Origin of the sequence: Streptacidiphilus anmyonensis (genome assembly GCF_000787855.1) — a bacterium.
Lineage (GTDB): Bacteria > Actinomycetota > Actinomycetes > Streptomycetales > Streptomycetaceae > Streptacidiphilus > Streptacidiphilus anmyonensis.
This window is the reverse complement of the sequence record NZ_BBPQ01000063.1, coordinates 28,701-49,024: the sequence shown is the minus strand read 5'-3', so window position 1 is coordinate 49,024 and position 20,324 is coordinate 28,701. Positions and strand designations below refer to the sequence as shown.

At 69.6% G+C, this 20,324-nt stretch carries 20 protein-coding genes; 6 read left to right on the top strand and 14 right to left on the bottom strand.

Features of this window, described 5'->3' with window-relative positions; all coding sequences use genetic code 11:
* Nucleotides 1–791: 791 nt before the first annotated feature.
* The 3 genes from TR50_RS33775 to TR50_RS33765 form a co-directional block, all read right to left on the bottom strand.
* Entirely contained in the window at nt 792–3,656 is a 2,865-nt protein-coding gene (locus TR50_RS33775; protein WP_152648785.1) for an AfsR/SARP family transcriptional regulator, read from the bottom strand.
* Nucleotides 3,657–4,108: 452 nt separating this feature from the next.
* Nucleotides 4,109–4,972 carry a tetratricopeptide repeat protein gene (locus TR50_RS33770; protein WP_160311230.1) on the bottom strand — a complete coding sequence of 288 codons (864 nt, stop codon included), beginning with the start codon at nt 4,970–4,972 and terminating at the stop codon, nt 4,109–4,111.
* Nucleotides 4,973–5,142: 170 nt separating this feature from the next.
* Entirely contained in the window at nt 5,143–6,378 is a 1,236-nt protein-coding gene (locus TR50_RS33765; RefSeq protein WP_042431279.1) for an IS701 family transposase, read from the bottom strand.
* Nucleotides 6,379–6,540: 162 nt separating this feature from the next.
* Here TR50_RS33765 and TR50_RS33760 point away from each other — a divergent pair, with 162 nt between their 5' ends.
* Nucleotides 6,541–7,251, top strand: coding sequence for a DUF488 family protein, N3 subclade (locus TR50_RS33760; protein WP_369405801.1), 711 nt, complete (start codon nt 6,541–6,543; stop codon nt 7,249–7,251).
* 41 nt (nt 7,252–7,292) lie between these two features.
* The gene (locus TR50_RS33755) at nt 7,293–8,156 is read left to right on the top strand and encodes a DUF8757 domain-containing protein (protein ID WP_236654702.1); all 864 of its coding nucleotides are present in this window, start codon (nt 7,293–7,295) and stop codon (nt 8,154–8,156) included.
* A gap of 240 nt (nt 8,157–8,396) precedes the next feature.
* Here the strand turns inward: TR50_RS33755 and TR50_RS33750 are convergent, their stop codons facing one another.
* The 4 genes from TR50_RS33750 to TR50_RS33740 form a co-directional block, all read right to left on the bottom strand.
* A complete protein-coding gene (locus TR50_RS33750; RefSeq protein WP_042431275.1) occupies nt 8,397–9,242 on the bottom strand; it encodes an MBL fold metallo-hydrolase in 846 nt (281 codons plus the stop codon).
* A gap of 133 nt (nt 9,243–9,375) precedes the next feature.
* Complete coding sequence (locus TR50_RS49895; RefSeq protein WP_052441653.1) at nt 9,376–10,047, bottom strand: lactonase family protein; 672 nt, start codon at nt 10,045–10,047, stop codon at nt 9,376–9,378.
* A gap of 19 nt (nt 10,048–10,066) precedes the next feature.
* Nucleotides 10,067–10,468 (bottom strand): lactonase family protein, encoded by a 402-nt coding sequence (locus TR50_RS49890; RefSeq protein ID WP_052441652.1) that lies wholly within the window; start codon nt 10,466–10,468, stop codon nt 10,067–10,069.
* Nucleotides 10,469–10,504: 36 nt separating this feature from the next.
* Complete coding sequence (locus TR50_RS33740; RefSeq protein WP_042431273.1) at nt 10,505–11,362, bottom strand: SDR family oxidoreductase; 858 nt, start codon at nt 11,360–11,362, stop codon at nt 10,505–10,507.
* 107 nt (nt 11,363–11,469) lie between these two features.
* On the opposite strand from TR50_RS33740, the gene TR50_RS33735 reads away from it, so the two are divergent.
* Complete coding sequence (locus TR50_RS33735; RefSeq protein ID WP_042431271.1) at nt 11,470–12,132, top strand: TetR/AcrR family transcriptional regulator; 663 nt, start codon at nt 11,470–11,472, stop codon at nt 12,130–12,132.
* Nucleotides 12,133–12,544: 412 nt separating this feature from the next.
* Here the strand turns inward: TR50_RS33735 and TR50_RS43175 are convergent, their stop codons facing one another.
* Together TR50_RS43175 and TR50_RS33725 are read right to left on the bottom strand one after the other, a co-directional pair.
* A complete protein-coding gene (locus tag TR50_RS43175; RefSeq protein WP_052441651.1) occupies nt 12,545–13,219 on the bottom strand; it encodes a class I SAM-dependent methyltransferase in 675 nt (224 codons plus the stop codon).
* A gap of 27 nt (nt 13,220–13,246) precedes the next feature.
* A complete protein-coding gene (locus TR50_RS33725) occupies nt 13,247–13,687 on the bottom strand; it encodes a hypothetical protein (RefSeq protein ID WP_042431269.1) in 441 nt (146 codons plus the stop codon).
* Nucleotides 13,688–13,800: 113 nt separating this feature from the next.
* On the opposite strand from TR50_RS33725, the gene TR50_RS33720 reads away from it, so the two are divergent.
* On the top strand, nt 13,801–14,181 hold the full coding sequence (locus TR50_RS33720) for a winged helix-turn-helix transcriptional regulator (protein WP_236654701.1): 381 nt from the start codon (nt 13,801–13,803) through the stop codon (nt 14,179–14,181).
* Nucleotides 14,182–14,377: 196 nt separating this feature from the next.
* A complete protein-coding gene (locus TR50_RS33715) occupies nt 14,378–14,944 on the top strand; it encodes a zinc-binding dehydrogenase (protein ID WP_052441650.1) in 567 nt (188 codons plus the stop codon).
* Between the two features lie 72 nt (nt 14,945–15,016).
* Here the strand turns inward: TR50_RS33715 and TR50_RS33710 are convergent, their stop codons facing one another.
* From TR50_RS33710 to TR50_RS33700, 3 genes are all read right to left on the bottom strand, one after another.
* Nucleotides 15,017–15,253 carry a hypothetical protein gene (locus tag TR50_RS33710; RefSeq protein WP_042431267.1) on the bottom strand — a complete coding sequence of 79 codons (237 nt, stop codon included), beginning with the start codon at nt 15,251–15,253 and terminating at the stop codon, nt 15,017–15,019.
* A gap of 398 nt (nt 15,254–15,651) precedes the next feature.
* Nucleotides 15,652–16,035 (bottom strand): limonene-1,2-epoxide hydrolase family protein, encoded by a 384-nt coding sequence (locus TR50_RS33705; protein ID WP_042431265.1) that lies wholly within the window; start codon nt 16,033–16,035, stop codon nt 15,652–15,654.
* 46 nt (nt 16,036–16,081) lie between these two features.
* A complete protein-coding gene (locus TR50_RS33700; protein ID WP_042431263.1) occupies nt 16,082–16,990 on the bottom strand; it encodes an alcohol dehydrogenase catalytic domain-containing protein in 909 nt (302 codons plus the stop codon).
* A gap of 87 nt (nt 16,991–17,077) precedes the next feature.
* Here TR50_RS33700 and TR50_RS33695 point away from each other — a divergent pair, with 87 nt between their 5' ends.
* Nucleotides 17,078–17,620: a MarR family winged helix-turn-helix transcriptional regulator gene (locus tag TR50_RS33695; protein WP_042431261.1), complete on the top strand. Its 543-nt coding sequence runs from the start codon at nt 17,078–17,080 to the stop codon at nt 17,618–17,620.
* Nucleotides 17,621–17,838: 218 nt separating this feature from the next.
* Here the strand turns inward: TR50_RS33695 and TR50_RS33690 are convergent, their stop codons facing one another.
* The gene (locus tag TR50_RS33690) at nt 17,839–19,296 is read right to left on the bottom strand and encodes an MFS transporter (RefSeq protein ID WP_236654700.1); all 1,458 of its coding nucleotides are present in this window, start codon (nt 19,294–19,296) and stop codon (nt 17,839–17,841) included.
* 47 nt (nt 19,297–19,343) lie between these two features.
* Nucleotides 19,344–20,171 (bottom strand): alpha/beta fold hydrolase, encoded by an 828-nt coding sequence (locus tag TR50_RS33685; protein WP_052441649.1) that lies wholly within the window; start codon nt 20,169–20,171, stop codon nt 19,344–19,346.
* Nucleotides 20,172–20,324: the final 153 nt, after the last annotated feature.

Sequence of the window (20,324 nt, the reverse complement as noted above, 5' to 3'; positions counted from 1 at the left end):
GCGGCTGCGCGTGCCTCGGACCAAGGGCACAGCCCGGGGGCGCGGGGCGAGCCCCTGACGCTGCGGGACATCGCCCCCAACGGTGACCGGTTGACCTGGAGGAAGTCCATCACCCGCCCGATGAGCCTCGCCTGATCGTCGCCGTTACAGTCGACGGCGACGCGCTGACCGGAACCTCCAAGGCGGGCCGTCTCCCGTCCTCGAAGGTCACCGGCCGACGCCGGCTGCGACGATGCCATCGACTCCGGGTCGGCGTGATGACGACATCACGATCACGCACGATGTTCGCTGTCACCGGTGCGGTTGCGGCGGTGCGTGCTCGGCCGTGGCCGGCTGGACGGGGCAGGCGCGGGGGTTCTTCCTGCCCCCATGCTGATCCCGGTCGTGGCAACGGCTGTCTGCCTGCTGTCCCTCGTGTCCGGCCGGCCCCTGGCAGGCCCTGGTCGCCAACAGGATCGTGGGCCGCCCACCCGGGTGGTGCCCCCACCAGGCACTGCACCGATTCTACGCAGTGTCAACTGTAGTGGTTGCGTTCGTCAGCGTCGCGAGCCCAGCCGCACAGGCGGCACTGTATCGCCGCAGCGACGTCGCCTGGCTGGGGCTTCTCCAAATGCTCATGGGACCGATGTGGGCTGCCGTCACAGCGCTCTTCGTACTCCTGGCCCGCAGGAAGGTCACCCGCGAGCGGACCGCCGCCCAGGCCGACAGCGGTTGACGCTCGACCCGGTCCGCGCAGGCCGCTCACTCGCGGCGGACAGGCTCACGTTGGTCTTCCCGTGAGCGACACGCTTTCAGTCCGGCGTCGTCAGTGGTCCCGGTAGGGACTTGCGTATCCGTGCTGTCGCGGTCGGATGCAGCGTGGAGATCAGATCCAGGGCGCGCGCTCGTGCCTTCTCCGCCTCTCCGGTGCGGCCGAGCTGGTCGAGTGCAATGGCGAGGGCCGCTGATGCGTGAGCCTCGTACAGGTCTCCGGCGGCGTGTCGGGAAGTGGCCAGGGCCTCTCGGAGCGGTTCGAGAGCCTGTTCGGGGCGTCTGTTGGTGATCTCGATGATGCCGATCTGCGTGAGCGCGCCGGCTTCGCTTTGGTGGTCCTGGAACTCGCGGGCAAGGCTCGCGCACTCCCGGTTGCTGCGGAGGGCCTCGTCGAAAAGGCCGAGGCCCTGCTCAACAACGGCAAGGTGGCCCAGTACGCTGCCGCGGCTCTTGCGCAGTTCCCTGGTGGTGGCGAGGCCGAGGGCCTGGAGGAGGTGATCACGCGCCTGGCCGTACTGGCCCTGGTTAGTGAAGAGAACTCCGAGCGTGGCCAGAGAAGCCACCTGGCCTGATCGGTCGCCGATGCGCCGACGGAGGTCGAGCGCGGCGTTGAGGTACTTGTCTGCCTGCTCCACGTTGCCAAGAAGGACGCAGGCGGCTCCGCCCGAACTCAGCAGGGTGCTCTCCGCGTGCTCGTCGCCGATGATCCTGGCGCTTCGCAGGCCGAGCTCGGCGGCCGTGAGCCAGTCGTCCAAACTGCAGGTGTGGTTGAGGTAGGCCCAGGCGTGGCCCGGTATGCGCCAGGCCACGTCGTGGAAGCCGTGTTCCGCCGCGAGGCCCGTGGCGGGGATCAGGTTGGCGTGTTCCGCCGCGAACCAGGCCAGAGCCTGCTTGCGGGTGGTGAACTCGTGGGGCAGGTAGTGCGGGTCGGGCTTCGGCGCCTGGGGTCGGGGGTGCCCGGGGAAGAGGGTCGAGTCGGCCTCCCGCACGCTGTGCAGGTACCACCGCGACACGCGGCCGACGGCTTCCTGCCGGGTGGGCCCGGAGTCGACGGTCAGGGCCTTGTCACGGGCGTAGGAACGGATGAGGTCGTGCATGCGGTAGCGCGCCGGCGCGGGACTGTCGAGGAGGCAGACGTCGACCAGTTGCTCGAGCTGGTCCTCGGCGAGATCGAGCGGCTGTCCCAGCATCGCCGCTGCGGCGCGTAGCGCGATGTCCCTGCCGGGGGCCAGACCCAGGAACCTGAATGCGCGAGCTGCGCCCTCGGTCCCCCCGCTCGCTTTGGAGAGCTGGGCGTAACTCATTTCGAAGCATGCGCGCACCGCCAGATCCTCGATGCGCAGTTCGTCGAGCTGCCGTGTCCGGTCGGTCAGTCTGGCGGCCAGCATGGTCATGGTCCAGGCGGGCCGGGTGGCCAGGCGGGCTGCGGCGATGCGCACGGCGAGCGGGAGTCCCGCGCAGGATTCCACCACGGCACGGGTCGCCTCAGGATCGCCGTCGGTGCGCTCGCGTCCGGCGACGGAGGCCAGGAGGGCTCGGGCGTCGGAAGGCGCGAGAACCCCCAGCTCGGCTCGATGGTTCACGGCCAGGCTCGCGAGTTTGCTACGACCGGTCACGATCGCGGCCGACGGGCCCGCGCCGGGCAGCAGAGGACGGACCTGGGCGGCGTCGCGCGCATTGTCGAGCAGGATCAGAACGCGCCGGTCGGCGAGCAGGCTGCGCAGCAGCGCGGACCGGCCGTCCAATGTTCTTGGGATGTCGTGCTGTTCGGTTCCCAGGTCGTGCAGGAATCCGGCCAGGACCTCCGCGGGTTCCAGGGCCGTGCGGTCCGCCCCGCGCAGGTCCGCGTAGAGCGTGCCGTCGGGGAAGGCGTCCGCGGCCAGGTAGGCGGCGTGGACGGCGAGGGTTGTCTTGCCCATTCCGCCCGGGCCGGTGATCGCGCAGACTGTCGCACTTCTGCGGAGTTTGCCCGGACCGAGCTCGGACAGCAGGAGGCGGAGCTCCTCGACGCGTCCGGTGAAGTCGTGGATGTCCGGCGGCAGCTGGGCAGGGCGCACCCGGTCCGGCGTCGTCCTCGGCGCGGTGCCGGAAGGGACGGGCATCCTGTCCGCGCGGGGGCGCCGTCCTGATGCCGGGGCCGCTGGCTCCGGCGCGCCTTCGAGCGCGAGTTGATGGACCTGTTGGGCCTCCGCGGAGGGATCGATGCCCAGTTCCTCGGCCAACGTGCGACGCAGCCTCTGGTAGGCGTTCAGCGCGTCGGCGTGGCGCCCGGTGTGCAGCAGAGTCCGCATCAGCTGGATGTGGAAAACCTCCGCCAGGGGGAACTCCTCAATGGCGGCGTTGATCTGCGTGGGCAGGCCGTCGGTCCTGTCGGTCCGCAAGGCGGCGTCGAAGTGCCACTCCAGCACGTCACGATAGCCCTCCACCAGACGCTGGACGGCAGCTTGGAGCTGGTCTGCGCGGATTCCGGTCAGCGGTCGGCCACGCCACAGTCTCTTCGCTGCGGTGGTGTGGTGCAGTACCGTGGCCCAGTCCGTGGCCCCGCGTGCCTGGCGAGCCTCGGCGAGGAGCTGCTCGAACTCCAGAGCGTCCGATTCCCCGGGCCCCACGTACAGCCGGTACCCCGACGCGGTGGTCATCAGCCGCTCGCGCGCTGAGCGGGGAGCGGGGGATGCGCTCTCGTCAAGGTGCCGGCGAAGCCGGGCGACGTGGTTCTGCAACGAGGCACGCGCGGTCCGCGGTATCTGCTCGCCCCAAAGAGCATCCATCAGAGTGTCAACGTCAACCGACCGGTTGGCCTGCAAGAGCAGGGTCGCCAGCAAGGTCCTCACCCTTGGGCTACCGATACTGACCGGCCCGTGACCGGCATGGACTTCAAGCGTGCCCAGCAGAGCGAATCGCACCGTGCCCCCGTGTCCCAACGACTCGGGCGATTCTAACCACCCGCCTCGGCAGCCACGAGCGATCCGTCAGGGCCATTGGCGCACTCCAGGAGGCTAAGAGAGCTCACGGGCGCCCGCGAGCGGGGCGAAAGGACGCGCCTGCGGGAGGCCGTCGCCTCGAAGCGCGCGGAAACACACCTCACGGCGGCACCGTGCACACGGCCAGTATCGCCCGGAGCGTCGGCGTCTTCGTCCCCGTCCCCGTGCCGACACGACTACCGGGCAGATACCGCCCCTGTACAGCAACGGCTCCCAGACCGCGACCGTCGCCCCGGTCAGCTCCCGGTTGGTGGCGCATACCAGACCCGGCGTTCACGCCCGGTCCGTGATCTGCTTGGGGGAGTCGAGACGCAGCTGACGGAGTCCGGGAGTCCTGGAGCTTCTCCGCAACTGGCTGGGGCGGCTGATCGGGCTCAGGCCCGTGCGGTTCCATCGATGGCGGTTGATTCGTCATAGCGCAGCGGCGAGGACTCGAGCCTTCGTCGCTGATGCTCCGCCAGCTCGCCCGGGGCGTTGTCGAGAACGGCGTCGCCCCGCGCCGCGCTGTGGCGTGCTTCGGCGAGGCGTCCTTGGCCGTACAGGGCCCGGGCCGTGCCGTGCAAGGACTCGGCGTGGCGGAAGGTGTCTCCGAGCTCCTGGAACATGACGGTGGCTTCGCGGAGTCGGGCTTCCGCGTTGAGGTGGTCCTCAAGGACGAGGTAAGTGAAGCCCAGGTTGCGGACCAGGGTCGCGACCAGCTGGCCGTTGTGGCCGGACCGGGCGTAGCGCAGCGATTCCTGCAGGTCCTTCAACGCCTGCGCCGGGCGGTGGAGCTGATGATGGGTGATGGCCCGGCTGTTCAGGACCTTCGCCGCGGCGATCGAGTCCCCGGGGAGGCGGGCGATGGACAGGGCCTCCGCCACCATGGCGAACGCCACGTCATGCCGACCGGCCGGGGCGGCATAGGCTGCGAAGTTCCCCAGCACGGCCATTTGTCCGGCGTGGTCCCCGAGCCGGCGATACGTGTCCAGCGCCGCCACGAGGTGCGTTTCGGAAGATTCGAGACGGCCCATCTCCGCCAAGGCGATGCCGATGCGCAGGCGCAGCCACGCAGTGGCGGTCTCGTCCTGCGCATCCGAGGCGTTCATCAGGACGGCCTCGCCGACAGTCGTGGCGTCGTGCCAGCGCCGCTCGATGCGCAGATACCAGTCGGCCGCCGCGTACAGGCGGATGCAGAGCAGGGCATCGCCTCGCTCGTAGGCGAGGTTGATCGCGGCGAGCAGGTTCGGCACCGTCACCGCAGCCGCCCGCGTCATCTGGCTCCGCACATGATCGGCCGGACAGCACCTAGTAGTGCTTTGTTAGGTCGGGGCTGGTTCTGGTGCCGTGATGTGCTGGTGGCAGGTGGGGCAGGTGCCGGTCCAGACGGTCAGTAGGTGCTCGAGGGCTTGGACCGTCTGGTAGAGGGTCAGGCCCCGGCAGGCACTCTTGGGTGGGTCCTGGTCAGGGTCACGAAGAGGTGGGCGGCGGTGACCAGGGTGACGTGGCGGTGCCAGCCGGTCCAGGAGCGGCCCTCGAAGTGGTCCAGGCCGAGGGCGGTCTTCAGTTCGCGGTAGTCGTGTTCGATCCGCCAGCGGATCTTGGCCAGTCGCACCAGTTCCTTCGCCGGTGTGGTCTCGGGCAGGTTGGACACCCAGTAGTGCGATGGTTCGGCCTGATCGGGCCGCCACTGGGCCAGTAGCCAGCATGCGGGCAGGGTGCCGTCGTCGTTCAAGCGCGGGCGGCGGCCGGCCAGGCGGACACGCAGGACGACGAACGTCGAGGTGAGCCGATCACGTGAGCCTTGCCGCCAGGCGGCCGCGTGGGCCGATGCCCGACCTGCGGTCCTCACGTGATCGGCCAGGGACAGGTGTGGGGTGCGGTAGCGGGGTTTGGGCCGCGGCCCCAGGCCGCTGTAGGGCGGGGTGACGGTGACCACGTCGATCCGGTGGGCGGTGGCCTGGCCCTTGACCTGCACGATCCACGGCAGGCCACGTTCGTCGAGGGCGTGGCGGAAGGCCGCATTGTCACCGTAGCCGGCGTCGGCCACGACCACTGACGGGCGCAGGCCCCGGGCGGCAAGCTGGTCCAGCATCTCGACCGCGAGCTCCCACTTGGGGCGGTGGCCCTGGTCGGCCGGGATCTTGCAGAGGTCCCGACGCCGGGTGATCTCCGCCGCAGCTGCCGGGTCGGTGGCCTGGTCAGGATCCCAGGAGGCGGGCAAGAACAGCCGCCAGTCCAGCGGGCAGGACGCGGTGTCGGTGACCGCGTGGACGCTGACCCCGATCTGGCAGTTGCCGACCTTGCCCAGCGTGCCGGAGTACTGGCGGGCGACCCCCGGCGAGCCGGTGCCGTCCTTCGGGAAGCCGGTGTCGTCGACCACCCACGCATCCGGCTTCAGCTCCCGCACGGCCCGTGCGGCGATCAGGTGGCGGACCTCCTCGACCGGCCAGGTCGAGGACGACACGAACTGCTGCAGCCGCTGGTGGTCGATCCCCAGACGCTCGGCCATCGGCTGCATCGACTTCCGGCGTCCGTCCAGCAGCAGCCCCCGCAGATAGGTCAGGCCCTTGTCCTGCTGATCAACACGTTGCAGCGGAGCGAACACCTCCGCCGCGAACGCCTCCAACTCACCACGTAAGCCCGCCAGATCCTCCGGAGTCATACACCCAACGAACTACCGGAACACGCCTCTGACCAGCCCCCACGCACCAAGTAACAAAGCACTACTAGGTGAGAACTCCGGCAGCCGTGCAGTTTCCTGCGCATCCGTTGGGCTTGGGAGTGAACCTCACTCGTTCGTGGAGGCTGCCCCTGGCACTGGCGGGTGGTGCGGCTAGGATCGGTGGCCGTGCCCAGCCAGGATCGTGCCCCCGCCTACGAGCCTTCCCGTGCCCGCCGGTTGGGCAGGTGCGTCAGGGAGTTGCGTCAGGCGCGGGGCTGGTCGCGCGCCCGGTTGGCGGAGCAGGCGGGCGTGTCCGAGCGGACCGTGGCACGCCTGGAGGAGGGCGCTGTTGTGCGGCCCGGGGTGTTCACTCTGGCCGCCGTGGCCGATGCCCTAGAGGTGACGGTGGACGGCCTGCTGGCCGCGGCGATGCCGGTTCCGGGGCTGTGGTCGACCGGCTACGAGGGCCGCACGATCGAATCGTTTGTCGCTGCGCTCGTCGAGGCGGGAGTGGAGGCCGTCGCGGATGTGCGGTTGACGCCGATCAGCCGTAAGCCTGGCTTCAGTAAGACCCGGCTGCGCGGCGCCCTCGCGGACGCCGACATTGCCTACGTTCATCTGCGCGCCCTGGGGAACCCGAAGGACAATCGGGCGCCCTTCTGGGACGGCCGTGTGCGGGAGGGGCTGGCCGGCTTCGAACGTGTGCTGCAGGAGAAGCAGGCGCAGGACCAGCTCGCCCAACTCGCCGTGCTGGCCGAGGAGACATCGGTGGCGGTGTTCTGCTTTGAGCAGGACGAGTCCCGCTGCCACCGCCAGGCCGTGCTGGGGGAGATCCACCGGCGCACCGAACTGCCTGTCAGCGCCCTGGCCTGACACCGCGCTTCGGGCGTGGAGGTGAAGGCCTTCTTGCGCGGATGGCATATGCGGGCCCCAATGGTGTCAGGGGCGAAGGGGGCCGGGCCATGACACCTTTAGGGTGGGAACGGGCACGGATCTTGATCACTGTGAAGACCTATCCCGACGTGTCCAACAAATACTTGGAGACGTGCTGTGTCGCCGGCATACGGCTGGACTGTGATCCGGTCCGGCACGTGCGGCTGTTCCCGGTTCCGCACCGACTGCTGGAGCAGGACAAGCAGTTCGCGAAGTACAACATCGTCGAGGTCGACGTGCGCCGTCACCACACCGACCGGCGGCCGGAGAGCCTGCGGCCGAACCTCGACAGCCTCACCGTCGTCGACGAGGTCGACACCCGTGACGGCTGGGCCGAGCGCCTGCGGCTGGCACGGCCGCTCATCGCCCCGTCGTTGTGCGCGATCAAGAGACGCCAGCAAGAAGACGGCACATCGCTCGGACTGTTCCGGCCCGCCGTGATCGAGTCCTTCCGGCTGGCGGACGCCAGGCCCTGGTCCGCGGAGCAGAAAGGCATCGTGAACCAGACCGACCTCATCCACCCGGACCACCGCCCGCTGGAGTGGGTGCCGTTCGAGTTCCGCTACCGGTTCCGCTGCCAGGACCAGGCATGCGCAGGGCATGACATGGGTCTGCACGACTGGGAAGCCGGACAGTCGTGGCGCAGGTTCCGCCGCACCTATCCGGCCGACCGCCTCAAAGACGTTCTGCACGACCGCTGGTGGACCAAGATGATCACACCCGGCCGGGCCACGCACTTCTTCGTCGGCAACGTCGCGGCACGCCCGAAGACCTTTATGCTGCTCGGGCTCTTCCAGCCCACCGTGCAGGCTCTGGAGGCGCCCCAGCAAGATGCGCTCTTCTGATCGGCGGCGTCAGCTTGTCGAATGACGTCGGGGGCCGTGTACCGGGGACGGACTTCTGTCCGATCTCATCTGAAGGGGAAGGTCCCAGCGTCCGCGAGGTCTGATGCTCACTGTTGGCTGGGATCCCGGGGTAGCCGATGAGTTCGTGGAGCGCCATGGGTCCATTTGGATGGGGATTGCGGCGTGCCAGTGACCTCTCGCTCTCCCAGGCGGGTTCTCAACATGCGTTCAGCAGGGTGCTCATAGAGGCCGTTCGCCGGTGACGCGCCCGAACACGGCACCTGTGAAGTGACCGGCCGCGATGACGCTCGCCGGGTGGGCCAGTACGTGCTCGCGGGCGGCGCGGGCCTGGGCGCGGTCAGTGTCCGTCGCGAACGCCAGGGCGGGGTCGCTGATCTGGGCGGTCGAGTGCAGGACGTCGCAGACGATGAGCACGGACTGGGGTGCGGAGCTGGCTGGGTCCCGGACGGTGATGCCGATGTGGCCGGGGGTGTGGCCGGGCAGGGACAGTACGTCGACCCCGGGAGCGATGGTGTTCCCGTCCTGGACGAACTCGATGGCGCCGGTCAGGGGTTCGAGGATGAGATCGCGGTCGGGGCCGCCGGTGGTGGAGGGATCCGACCAGTGCTGCCATTCGCGTTCGGAGACCAGATGCCGGGCTCGGCGGAAGGTGAGATCGGTGGGCGTGCGCGGTGTGGAAGCGAAGGGGGAGGCATCGGTTGTCCACCTGACGTGGTCCTGGTGCAGGTGTGTGTAGACGACGGTGTCGATGTCGTCCCGGGACAGGCGTTCACCGGCGAGGTTGTCGAGCAGTAGACCGCCCTGCATGTGGCCGACGCCGGGGAGGTCGGTGTCGGCGTTGCCGACGGCGAGGTCGACGAGGATGTTGCGGTCGGGCATGCGGATGAGGAAGGAGCCGAACGACAGGACGAGTGACCCGTCGTGGATGTGTCCCGGGTGTGCGGACCAGTCCGCTCCGGGAAAGAAGGTCCCCGGGTCGAGCGTGGCGAATCCGTCGGGCAGGTAGGTGATGGTCGTCGTTCCCAGGGCCAGTTGGGAACGCTGTGGGGCGGCTGGCCGGAGCATGGTGTTCTCCTCACGGTGGGCCCGTCGTTCGTCCGGCCGGCGGCGCGGGCGGGGTGCAACTCGTGTGGCGCGGGGCCGGCCCGGGGGCGGAAACGACTGGCCCGCGGCGGGGCCGGTAGGTGACGCGGTGTCCTCAGTCGTGGTGGTGCATCGCCGTCATGAGGGGGAAGGGGACCGGGGTTGTGTGGCCGGTGGGGTTGAGCTCGCCCGTCTTCGGGTCGGCGGCGAACTGGGCGACGTTGTCGGCTGTGCTGTTGTTGACGTAGAGCCATCGTCCACTGGGGTCGATGACGAAGTTGGTCGGGCCGCTCACACCTTGGTGGGTGTGCGCGATGACGGAGAGGGTGCCGGTGGGGCGGTCGATCCGGTAGCCGGTGATGGCCTGTGGGCCGCGGTTGGACGCGTAGAGGAAGTCGCCCGAGGGATGGACGGTGATCTCGGCGCCGCTGGGCGGGCCGGCATAGCCGGATGGTTCGCTTGCCAGGGTCTGCCGGATCTCCTGGAGCGTTCCGGTCGCCGGGTCGTAGCCGATCACCGCGATGGATCCGTCGAGTTCGCCGATCACGTAGAGCGTCCTGCCGTCCTCGGTGAAGGCGAGGTGCCTGGGTCCGGTGCCGCGCGGGAGCAAGGTCTCGCTGACGTGTTCGAGGCGGCCGTCGGTGAGCCGGAAGACCTGCACCTTGTCGATGCCGAGGTCGGCGGTCGCGAGGAACCGGCCGTCAGGGTCGAAGACGACGGCGTGGGGGTGCGCCGAGTCCTGGCGCGGGTGCGGGCCGCTTCCGGTGTTCTGCACCGCCGCGCTCACGGGGCCGAGCCGCCCGTCCTCACCGACCGGGAGAACGGCGTACGTGCCCCCCGTAGTAGTTCGCGACCACCACGTGCCGTCCGTCCGGAGCCAGGGCCAGGTGGGCGCAGCCGCTTTCCTGCAACGGCACCCGGTTCAGGAGTTCCGGGATGCCGGTGTGCGGGTCGATGGTGAAGGCGTCCACCGCGCCGACGCGGGGCGTGTCAGCGCCCTGGAGTGAGTAGCAGGTGTACAGGAACCGGCCGGACGGGGCGACCTCGATCCAGACCGGGCTCGCGCCGGCCACCTGCTGGACCGGCGTCAGGGCGCCGGTGTGCCGATCGAGCCGGAACACGTGCAGGCCGATCGCGTCGGCGGAGCCCGTGGCGGAACTGTTGGCGTACGAGGACACGTACGCGTACGCCGTGGATGTGCGTGACATTTCTCGTCTCCCTGAACGGCGGGCGTTCGGTGACGGCTACTCGCTCGCCTTGACGGGGGTGGGCATCAGGGCGTCCCACAGGGCGGTGGACTGGCCGCGATTGCGGGCGCTGAGCTCTTCCAAGTACCAGTCCTGGCCGAGGAGCTTCATGACGCGGGGGATGGCCTCGCCGTCGGGACCGCTGTAGTAGTGGACCTTCTTGGTGTCGCCGTCGGTGACCATGCGGAACATCACCTCGGCGGTGAGCGCCGGTTCGGAGCGGACGAGGTTCAGCGCGGCGAAGGTGTTCCAGGAGGAGGTGTAGTCCTCGGGGACGTTCTCCGCGCGGTCGACCTTGCTGAAGATCTTGGTTTCGTGGCTGCCCGGGTGCAGTGCCTTGACCTGGACGCCGAACTCGGCCAGCTCCGCGTGCAGCCCCTCGCTGAGCGAGGCGACAGCGGCCTTGGACGCCTGGTAGACCGAGGTGTACGGGAATCCGGCGTCGGCGCTGATCGAGCTGACGTTGACGATGACGCCCGAGCGCTGCTTGCGGAAGATCGGGATGACCGTCTTGTTCAGGGCGATCAGGCCGAAGACGTTGGTCTGGAACTGGTGGTGGGCCTGGTCCATGGTCGTGGCTTCCAGAGGACCGCTCTGGAAGTAGCCGGCGTTGTTGATCAGCGCGTCGAGGCGGCCGAACTGGCTCAGCGCGAGGTCGCCGAAGCCCAGGTCGGCTTCCTCGTCGTCGACGTCCAGCAGGAGCGTCCGCACGTTGTCGAGCCCAGCGTGGGCGCCCAGGTCGGTGTCCTTGCGGACGGTGGCTACGACGTTCCAGCCGGCGCCGGCGAAGCGGCGCACGGCCAGGTGACCGAACCCGCTCGACGTGCCGGTGATGACGATGGTCTTCGCAGACATCGGAGAGCTCTTTTCGTGAGGTGCGGGCGATCCCCCTCCGGTTTAGTGAAACACTGGTGCGCTAAGTCTGCAAGTGCAACGCACCAGCGTTGCGTTAAAGTGCTTTCATGACCACGCAGCCGTTCCAGCGCGCCCGCCGCCCGGAGCACAAGGAACAGCGCCGACATGACATCCTCGAGGCCGCCGCCACACTGGGGCTGCGCGACGGCGTGCGTCCGGTCACCCTCACGGACATCGCCGCTGAAGCCGGCGTCCACAAGTCGGCCGTGCTGCGCTACTTCCAATCCCGCGAGGCGGTCTTCCTGCTGCTGACCGCCCATGGCTGGCAGGACTGGGCCGCTGCTGTCGAGGAGGCCCTGCGCGGCCCGATGCCGACGTCAGACCTTGCCGCCGTGCTGGCCGAGACCCTGGCAGTCCGGCCACTTTTCTGCGACCTGCTCGCGCACGCGCAACTGAACCTCGAACGCGGCGTGACTCTGGAGCAGGTTCGCGACTTCAAGGTCGCGACGCTGGACGCTGTCGCCGGGATTGCCGATGCCCTGGCGGTGGCCATGCCAGGAATCACTCGTGAGCAGGCCGTGGATGTCATCGCCGGCGCGACCGCGATGGCAGCGTCGCAGTGGCAGACGTCCAACCCGCCAGAGACCCTGGCCCACCTCTACGCACAGGATCCGGCCTTGGCTCATGTAGCGTCCGACTTCGCCCCTCGGCTCACCCGACTGATCACCCTTCTCCTAGTCGGCGCAGCCACGGCGGGTCGGCTGACATAGGCACTCCGCGTAGATGCGCTCACACCCGCACCAGTAGCCGGCGCCGAAGACGCACCGGAACTGGTCGAACACCTCCAGCTCACCGCCGACCGCTACCGCCGCGCCACCACTCCGGCGGGCTGACCGGGGGCGCTCGGCCTCGCGACCCGGTCTGCCACGCAGCGGTCTGCCACCCAGCGGTCGGCGGGGCGCGGCGTCGATCGAGCGGTGCGGACAGCAGTCCAAGCTCAGAGCGCGGGCGTGATACCGGACCGCTTCCGGCGCCCGGCGATCCAGTCCCGTGTCTGCACCCGCCCCCCGAAACCAACCGGGAGGCCGCGATGCAGGATGAGCCGGCCGGTGCCTGCGAGGACCAGGCCGAAGGGGGGCGAAACGGCCTCACTGCCCGACGAACGGGGGCGGATCTCGTGAGCTACCCTTCCATCTCGCCCGGATCGACCAGGTCTCCTGGGTCGCCCCGGTCAGCCGGCTCGACGGCAGGGGCCGTGGGATCGCCCACCGTGTCCTGGCTCGGCAGGGGAGTCGCCGGCAGCAGAGCGTAGGAGAACCAGGTCGGCTCGACTGTTACGAGCGGTCGCCAACGGTGGGCGAGGAGCGCGGTGATCTCGCTCTCGTCGATCCCGCGGGGCCCGATAGCGCGGCGTCGGTGTTGTTCGGCACGCACCAGCAGGACAGCCCCTGGTGCGGCAAGAGTGCTGACCGTGGCAGCCCAGCCCGTCCGGCGTCCCACCGGGACCCCGTGCAGGCAGCCGTTGTCGAGCAGGAGCGAGGTGGCACCGGCGAGTCGGCCGTCGGGGTCGACCGCGCCGGGCTCGGTCACGTCCGCGACACGCCAGACGACGTCGCCGTGCGCATGGTCGCGGCGGGCAGCGGTGATGGCCTCGGGTGTGTAGTCGACGGCCGTGACCGACCAGCCGTGCGCGGCGAGGTAGTGGGCCTGGCGGCCGGTGCCGCAGCCCAGGTCCAGGGCCTGGGCGGGTGGCAGCGCTGCCGGGCCCTCGAGGAGGTCGACGAGAGGGGCTGGCGCCCCGGGCTGGTCCCAAGGGACGATGCCCAGCCGGTACAGCGTGCGGTAGGTGCGGCGCATGGGGAACTCCTCGGCTGTGATTGGCGGTCAGCGGTTGGCGGGCAGTCGGCGCGGGTGGAACCACAGGAGCGCGCCGATGAAGAGCGCCGGCGCGAACGCGGCGGTGCTGACCTGGCTCAGACTCAGGTCTCCGCCGGCCAGGTAGGCGAGCGTGGCGATCCAGTCGATGGCCTGGATGACGATCATCGTGTCGATCCAGCTGGCGCGCAGGCGCGGTGCCCGCGCCGCGGTGAACATGCCGTAGGCGTAGCCGAGGAAGCGGCCGGCCATCATCGCGAACAGCCAGTTCGCCCACGAGGGTGCTGCCGGGCGCAGGCCCAGCGCCTCGGCGCCTGCCACGGGTGCCAGCAGGAACAGGGCCCCCAGGGCGAGTTGGAATACTCCGACGGTGACAAGGGTGATGCGTAGTGCTCGCACGGGTGGTGCTCCGTTCAGCAGGTGGACGATGCCGTGACGGTAGGCGAGCACCAGGGTCGATTGTCAAAGAGTGAACTAGTATCCGTTATTGAACTATTGGGTCCGAGCAGGGAGATGTCATGGATGAGGAATGCGCCGACGGCGGCTGCCCGGTGGCCCGGGCCGTGCAGATCCTCGACGGCAGGTGGACGATGCTCGTGATCCGTGACCTGCTCGGCGGCACCAAGCGCTTCACAGAGCTGCGGACCTCGCTCGCCGGTATCAGCCCGAAGACCCTCACCGACCGGTTGCGCTCCCTGGAGGAGCACGGGCTGGTCCTGCGCGTCATCCACGCGGAGGTCCCCCCACGCGTGGAGTACACACTGACCGACACAGGCCTCAGCCTCGAGCCCGCGATTCGCGCGCTGGGTGCCTGGGGCGCAACCATGGCTCCAGCATCGGCAGGAACACCCGAAGCTGGCGTCAGCCAGCCGCTCGGACCGTCCTCGCCCGCTCGTCGCCGCGGCCGGTCTGTCATGGAACCATCAGCAGAACCAACTGCCTGATCGAACGCCACCCGATCCACACGGCCGACCGCACGCGACCTCGCCGGCGTCATCGAGAAGGTCGGCGCCGGGTCGCGGGATTTCTCGCCCGGTAACGAGGTGATCGGTTTCAGCAACAAGCGGGCCTCCCAGGCCGAGCTGGTCCTGGTGGAGGCCGACGAGCTCACGCGCAAAGCGGGCGCGGGTCTCCTGGGAGGTGGCGGGCAGCCTGTACGTCGCCGGCGTCACCGAGTGGGGGGCGAGTCACGCCGTCGGGCCCGAGAAAGGGGAGACCGTCGTCATCTCCGGAGCCGCCGGCGGAGTCGGCTCACGCGCCGTCCAGCTCGCGCGCCACACCGGGGCCACGGTCATCGGCCTGGCGAGCGGGCACAACCACGCCTGGCTGAGGAGCCATGACGTGATCCCCGTCAGCTACGGCGAGGGCGTCGCGGACCGCATCAGCGACGCCGCGCCGCGCGGCGTGGATGCCTTCGTCGACACCTTCGGAGCCGGGTATGTCGAATTGGCCCTGGCCCTCGGCGTCGCGACTGAGCGGATCGACACCATCGCCGACTTCGCGGCAGCCGAAAAGCACGGGGTGAAGACCGACGGAGGGGCCGCCGCCGTACCGGGCGCGAAGGTACTCGCCGGGCTCGCCCGTCTGGTCGCCGACGGACACCTCGAGCTGCTGATCGCCAACGTCTACCCGTTGACGGAGGTCCGCGAGGTTTACGCCGAGCTCGAGCGTCGGCACACCCACGGCAAGATCGTCCTCATGCCGTAGCCACGTGGAGCTGGGAGGCAAGCCGGGTGACCTCCGACGCTGGGACCAGATTCCCCGCTGCGGTACCGCGGGTCACTCCCATACGTTCGGGCCGCCGCCGATCCACTGCACCATGTCGTCGGCCTCAAGGTCGAGCTCGTCCAGGCCGGCGCGGCGGCAGAACTCGCCGACGTCCCGAAGGCTGTGTGCCCTGCCCACCTCGGTGCCGAGGATGTCCACGCGCCGGAACGGCGGGTTGGCGTCGACAACGTGGTGAACAACGACGTGAGCGTGATGGTGCGGCGCGCCGGAAGGCAATGGCTCGGTCATGCGCCCCAGCCTGCGACGCCTCCACGGTGACCGCACCTGCGTTCGGCCATACGTCACCCGAACGAACGACGCTGTCCCCGTGCACGAAGGTGCAGCACGGCAGAGCCGTCCCGGCTCTGCGCGTACAGCACTGTCAACGAGTTCAGGGCGGTCTTGGAGGATCGGTAGGAGGCGAACACGTCGCGGTAGCCGGCCATCTGTTCGCCCGCTCAGATCAGTGACGTGGTTCCGCTGGAGATGTTCACGATTTGTGGGTGCCGGGAGCGGAGCAGCAGCGGGAGCAGGGCGTTGGTGATCGCGACCGGGCCGAAGAGCACCACGGTCCCACCATTGAGTGCTCAATGGGCGAATTCCGAGGTGAGGCTGCCGTGAGCTCAAGCGCTGGCGTGATCCCAGGCTTATCCCATCCGGCTGGTGAACTGGCTTTGGTCGAAATAGTCGCGCCAGGCGTTGATCTTGCCGCCAGTGATCTCGAAGGTCCCCATGACCGGCAGCTCGAACGATCTGTCAGCGAGCCTGAAGACGTCCACCCGCTCCGTCATGACGACCGGTCCGTTGGCTGCGATGTTGATGACACGGAACTCGATGTGCTCGATACCTGGCGGTCCAGGGCGGATGAACGAGCTGATGGTGTCGGCGATGGCGTCTCGGCCGGTGATCGGCTCGAGTGGGATGTTGTGGTAGACGGCGTCGTCGGTGAAGAACGCTGCCAGCTCGGCGGCTCCGGCGTTGTCCGACCACGCCGTGCAGAACCTGCGTACCACCTCGATCGGGCTCTCCATCTGGTTCCTTCCGCGGTTGATCTGAACGGTGTGCTGCAGTGCGCGGCTAAGCGGTAAGGATGAGCTTCTCGTGCGCTGTGCCCGCTTCGAGGAGGGCGTGCGCCTGCGCGGCGTCCCGCATCGGGAGCAGCCGCTGGGCACGCAGGCGCAGTTGTCCGGACGCGAGGAGTGGCATCGTCTGTTCGACCGCGTCGGGGGCGCGGTCCGGGGTGGGGGCGGAGAGGGCGACGCCGAAGTCGGCCGCGTGCTCGTCCGCGAGGGTGATCACGCGCGCGGGGCCGCCGGCGAGTTCGACAGCGTCGTGCAGACCGCCCTTGCCTGCGGCGTCGAAGACGGCGTCCACCTTGGCGACGTGCGCGCGCACCCGCGCAAGGAGCGCCGATCCGTAGCCGACCGAGATCGCCCCGAGCTCCTTCGCGAACTGCTCGTCACGAGGGCCGGTGGCGCTGAAGACCGTGAGGCCCTGGAGTACGGCCAGCTGGGTGGCGATCACGCCGACCGAGCCTCCGCCGCCGAGGACGAGCAGGGTCTCGCCGGAGGTGACGCCGAGTTGACGCAGGACGCCGACGGCGGCCTCGGCCGAGGCGGGCAGCGCTGCGGCGTCGGCCCAGCTGACGGCGGCCGGCTTGACGGTCCAGGCCGAGGCGAGGGCGTATTCGCCGTACCCGCCGAGCGTGGGCAGTTGGGCGGCGACCTCGTCGCCCAGCGACACGCCGGTCACGCCCGCGCCGAGGGCGTCGACAGTGCCGGCGGCCTCGAACCCGAGAACGGCGGGGTCGGGCAGCGGGAACACCTCTCGGAGGTCGCCGCGCCGGATCTTCAGGTCGGTCGGACCGACCCCTGACGCGTGCACGCGCATCCTGATCTGGCCAGGTCCCGGTGAGGGTAGGGCGACTTCCGACCACACGAGCGTCTCGGGCGAACCGTATCCGGTGAGCACTGCTGCGTACGGCATGGGTACCTCCAGCACCCGGCGGTCCGCGCGCGATGATGTAGGGGCGGCACGCCTCGACGGTGGTCCTTGACGGAAAGCTTAGGTGAAATGTCACGCAATTCCAACGATGGCGCGCCGGTGCCCGAGGGCGGGTGGCTCGACGGCGAACAGCAACGGGCCTGGCTGGCGTACATCCGGGTGCAGCTGCGGCTGACCTACGAGATGAATCGCCAGCTCCAGTCCGACAGCGATCTGTCCCTGCCGGACTACGACGTGCTGACAGCCCTGAGCGTCGCTGACAGGGGCCTGATGTCGATCAAGGTGCTGGCCGCGCAGATCGGCTGGGAGCGCAGCCGGGTCTCGCACCACGTGCGGCGGATGGCCAAGCGGGACCTGGTGAGCTGCGGCCTGTCCACGGGCGACAGGCGCGTGACCGAAGTGGGGCTGACGCAGCACGGCCGGCAGGTGCTCGAGGCCGCGGCTGTGGGGCACGTGGAGCTCGTGCGTCGGCTGTTCTTCGACGGCTTGCCGCCTGAGCTCGAAGGGCCCCTCGGTCAGGCGCTGGAGAGCGTCTACACGAACATCATCGCGCAGGGCACGCTGCCGCCGCCTGTGGACTGGCGCCCGCACGGGGTGAGTGACCGCCGATGACAGGTCCGACTGAGGTCGATCGCCCCGCCCGGCTCAAGGGGTCTTTTTCCATTGCCGGATGCACCATCGCCCGGCGCTGTTTGTTCGCGCGCTGCACCTTATCGTGCGGCCGGGGCGGTGTCGCAGGTTGACCGACCTGCTGCTCCGCGTCACCGCTGCAAATGGTCTTGCCGCCCCCTTCGCTGCCCTGGATGCCGCCGCGTCACGCTGATGAGGCGTCATGCCGGTGCGCCGTCGGTGATTCCGGGCGGGAGCTTCGGCGTCGGAGTGGTGCTCGTCGCGGCTGTGGGTTCGGCGGGGAACCGCGCGGCGACCCGGGCCGCACTGGCGGTGGCGCACGGGGTGGTTGCCGCCAGGCCGATCGCCGCGATCAGCAGTCCGCCGGCGGAGAGGATCCACCACCCGGGGTGACTGGCCGCGGCGAATCCCGCACGGTCAGGGGTCGCGTGGGTGTGTGCGGCGACGACGGAGCCGAGAAGGGCGACGCCGAGGGTGTTGCCGATCTGGCGGCCGGTCGTGGTGATCGCGGCGGACACCCCGGCCTGGGCGCGTGGCATCCCGGCCACGGCCGTGGTGGTGATCGGCGCGTTGACGAGACCGAAGCCGACACCCAGCAGGACGTAGGCGGTGAGTAGAACAACCCAGGGCGTGGTCGGGGTGAGGGTTGTCAGCGTCAGCTCCGCGGCGGTGATCAGCAGGCCTGCCGTGACCATCGGCAGGCGCGGACCGCGCGCGGCGGTCAACCGCCCGGACAGCGGAGAGGCGAGCGCGATACCGACGGCCATGGGAACCGTCAGCAGGCCGGCGTCCAGCGCGCTGCAGTCGCGTACGTCCTGCAGGTACAAGGTGTTGAGGAACAGGAAGCCGGACAGGGCGAGGAACGCGGCGACGGCGACGACGAAGGATCCGGTGAACGGGACGGACCGGAAGAACAACGGGTCGATCAAGGGCTGCTCGCGGCGGCGTTCGTAGCGGGGCAGCGCCGCGGTCGCGACGGCCGACAGGGCGAACATGGCGACGATGGGGGCAGCGGTGTAGCCCTGGTGCGCGCCTTCGATCAGGGCGAACAGCAGGGAGGTCAGGATGGTGCCGACGAGCAGCTGACCCACCGGATCCGGCCGTCGCGTCGTGGTGGCGCGGGATTCTGGCACGAACGCGGCCGTGAGGGTCAGGGCGGCGACGCCGATCGGTATGTTGATCCAGAAGATCGAGCGCCAGCCGGCCGAGGCGACCAGCAGGCCGCCGACCACCGGACCGGCGGCCACGGACAGGCCGACCGTCGTACCCCAGAGCCCGATGGCGCGGGCGCGTTCGCGCGCGTCAGGGAAGGCGTGCGTGATGATCGACAGGGCGACCGGGTTGAGCATGCTGGCGCCCAGGCCCTGCGCGACCCGGAAAGCGATCAGCCACCTGAGGTCCGGGGCGAGTGAGCAGGCCAGCGAGCCAAGGGTGAACAAGGCCAGGCCGGTCTGGAAGACCCGACGGCGTCCGATGCGATCGGCGGTGGATCCGGCGAGCATCATGAAGCAGGCAACCGCCAGGGTGTAGCCGTCGACGGTCCACTGGAGTCCGCTCACCGGCGCGTGCAGATCACGGCCGACGGCGGGCAGGGCCACGTTCACGGCCGTGGTGTCCAGGGCGGTGATCAGCAGGCTCAGGCAGCACACTGCCAGCACGACACCTGACCGCCGCCGGCCGCCGTCGGCCGGGGGCGTGGGCGTCGTCACGCCGGCTCGCCGTCGGGCTCGACCTGGGTGTCGACGAAGTCTCCGATCGCGGCGAAGACGGCGGCAGGCTGCTCGATGTGGGGGAAGTGGCCGGCCTCGGCGACGGGCCGGAAGGTGGCGTGCGGGAAGGAGTCGGCCAGGGTCCGCTCGTAGGCCAACGGCGCGATGCCGTCCTGCTCGCCGGCGAGCACCAGCACCGGGACGGTGACCCGGTGCAGGCGGCCCTGGAGCTTCGGGTCGTAGCAGAACGGGTCGCCCGCATACACGGCCAGGGTGCGCTGGTTGGCGGCCATCGAAGCGAGCTGTTCGGGGCCGAGAGCGGCCGGGTCCAGGCGGAACTGCGGGTTGTGGAAAGCGAGTTCGCCGGTCTTCGCCGGGCCGAGCTCGGCCGGGTCGGCGATCCGGACCGGCGGTTCGGGGGCGATGCCGGTCGACGCGAGCAGCGTCAGGCAGGAGATCCGGGCAGCGTTGTCGCGCAGCGCCATCTCCGAGGCGATCCAGCCGCCCACCGAGCTGCCGGCCACCATCACGCCGCGCAGATTCAGCGCGTCGAGCAGGTCGAGGTAGGTGGTGGCCAGGTCGGCCACGGTGTCGGTGGAGTCGGGACGCGGCGTGCCGTCGAACCCGGGGTGGGTGGGCACGACGACGTAGGCGTGCTGCGACAGGCCCGCCGCGAAGCCGGCCATCGAGCGCGGTCCGGCGCCGCCGTGCAGCGCGAGTACGCCGGTGCCGTCGGTATTGGCGCCGAACTCCTGGATGGTGAGTGGGAGTCCGCCCGGCAGGTCGATGGTACGAGTGGTGGCGGTGGGAGCGGGGAGAGTCATGGTGTTTCCCTTGCGTTCGGGGGTGGAGTACGGAGTGGGTTCAGAGCTCGACGCGGATGCCGGGTTCGACGATGCGGACGCCGGTGGTGGGGGTTCGGGCCTAAGGGCGGTAGGTGAGCTCGGCACGGCGGCCCGGCCGTGCAGGAGCAACAA

Coding starts and splice junctions, on each gene's coding strand:
- TR50_RS33765 (WP_042431279.1), bottom strand. CDS start 6,378: ATGACTCCGGAGGATCTGGCGGGCTTACGTGGTGAGTTGGAGGCGTTC.
- TR50_RS33750 (WP_042431275.1), bottom strand. CDS start 9,242: ATGCTCCGGCCAGCCGCCCCACAGCGTTCCCAACTGGCCCTGGGAACG.
- TR50_RS33700 (WP_042431263.1), bottom strand. CDS start 16,990: ATGCCGTACGCAGCAGTGCTCACCGGATACGGTTCGCCCGAGACGCTC.
- TR50_RS33740 (WP_042431273.1), bottom strand. CDS start 11,362: ATGTCTGCGAAGACCATCGTCATCACCGGCACGTCGAGCGGGTTCGGT.
- TR50_RS33710 (WP_042431267.1), bottom strand. CDS start 15,253: ATGACCGAGCCATTGCCTTCCGGCGCGCCGCACCATCACGCTCACGTC.
- TR50_RS33705 (WP_042431265.1), bottom strand. CDS start 16,035: ATGGAGAGCCCGATCGAGGTGGTACGCAGGTTCTGCACGGCGTGGTCG.
- TR50_RS33755 (WP_236654702.1), top strand. CDS start 7,293: ATGGCATATGCGGGCCCCAATGGTGTCAGGGGCGAAGGGGGCCGGGCC.
- TR50_RS43175 (WP_052441651.1), bottom strand. CDS start 13,219: ATGCGCCGCACCTACCGCACGCTGTACCGGCTGGGCATCGTCCCTTGG.
- TR50_RS49890 (WP_052441652.1), bottom strand. CDS start 10,468: ATGTCACGCACATCCACGGCGTACGCGTACGTGTCCTCGTACGCCAAC.
- TR50_RS33695 (WP_042431261.1), top strand. CDS start 17,078: ATGTCACGCAATTCCAACGATGGCGCGCCGGTGCCCGAGGGCGGGTGG.
- TR50_RS33735 (WP_042431271.1), top strand. CDS start 11,470: ATGACCACGCAGCCGTTCCAGCGCGCCCGCCGCCCGGAGCACAAGGAA.
- TR50_RS33685 (WP_052441649.1), bottom strand. CDS start 20,171: ATGACTCTCCCCGCTCCCACCGCCACCACTCGTACCATCGACCTGCCG.